The sequence below is a fragment of the Mesorhizobium sp. M7A.F.Ca.CA.004.12.1.1 genome (assembly GCF_003997835.1).
GTDB lineage: Bacteria > Pseudomonadota > Alphaproteobacteria > Rhizobiales > Rhizobiaceae > Mesorhizobium.
The window spans coordinates 1-976 of sequence record NZ_RZRK01001298.1 but is presented as its reverse complement, the minus strand read 5'-3'; the positions used below and the strand labels follow the sequence as shown (position 1 = coordinate 976).

Genomic DNA, 976 nt, shown 5'->3' with positions numbered 1-976 from the left:
GCCGGGCGCTGGCGGGTCCAGCCGATGCGCGCCTATGTCAGCCGCGCCCGGCGAAGTGATTGGCCAGCGCCACCTTCGCCGCGAGCTGCATGAGGAGATCGCCGACCAGCACGCCGGCCAGCACGAGTGCCATGAGTTGCGGCCAGAACCGCCGCAGCAGCGAAAAACCTAGGGTGATCGGTCTGATAATATCGGCAAACATGAGGTTCTCTCACGATGCCACCCGCCAAAACCTTTCTAGCAAAGGACGGCTGTTTTGCAAGAAAGGGGGCTCCCCTTCTCCCCTTGTGGGAGAAGGGACAACCGTCCCCCTCACCTTCTCACCCGCGATTTCAGCCACCGGTCGAACGCCACCGCCAGGATCAGGATGAGCCCGATGACGATGCTTTGCGTATAGGACGAGACGTTGTTGAACTGCAGCCCGTTCTGCAGCACGCCGATGAGCGCCGCGCCGACCACCGTACCGCCGACCGAGCCGATGCCGCCGAACAGCGAGGTGCCGCCGATGACGACGGCCGAAATGACCGTCAGCTCGTAGCCGATACCGGCGACCGCTTCCGAGGAATTCAGCCGCGCCGACAGCACGAAGGCCGCGAGGCCGGCGAAGAAGCCGACGATGACATAAACCGAGACCAGAATACGGTCGACGCGCAGGCCCGACAGCCTTGCCGCCTCGGCATTGCCGCCGACGGCGTAGACAGCGCGCCCGTAGCGCGTGTAGCGCAGCACGATATGGCACAGGATGGCGGCCGCGGCGAAGATCAGCGCCGGCACCGGCACGGGGCCGATCAGCCCGGTGCCGAACCAGCGCATCGAGGCGTCGAAGCCCGAGATCGGGCCGCCGTTTGAGATGGTCAGCGTCAGCCCGCGAAACACCGTCAGCCCGCCCAGCGTAACGACGAAGGGCGGCACTTTCAGCCGGGTGATGACAAGCCCTTGCACCCCGCCGGCATCGACCTGTCGGTCGGTTCGCTGC

2 protein-coding genes are annotated in these 976 nt (G+C 65.8%); both read right to left on the bottom strand.

Annotated elements, in window-relative coordinates:
- Positions 1 to 37: 37 nt before the first annotated feature.
- Entirely contained in the window at positions 38 to 202 is a 165-nt protein-coding gene (locus EN984_RS37985) for a hypothetical protein (RefSeq protein ID WP_164748889.1), read from the bottom strand.
- A 110-nt stretch (positions 203 to 312) separates the two neighbouring features.
- On the bottom strand, positions 313 to 976 hold a 664-nt coding region (locus EN984_RS35925), incomplete at its 5' end, for an ABC transporter permease (protein WP_164765982.1).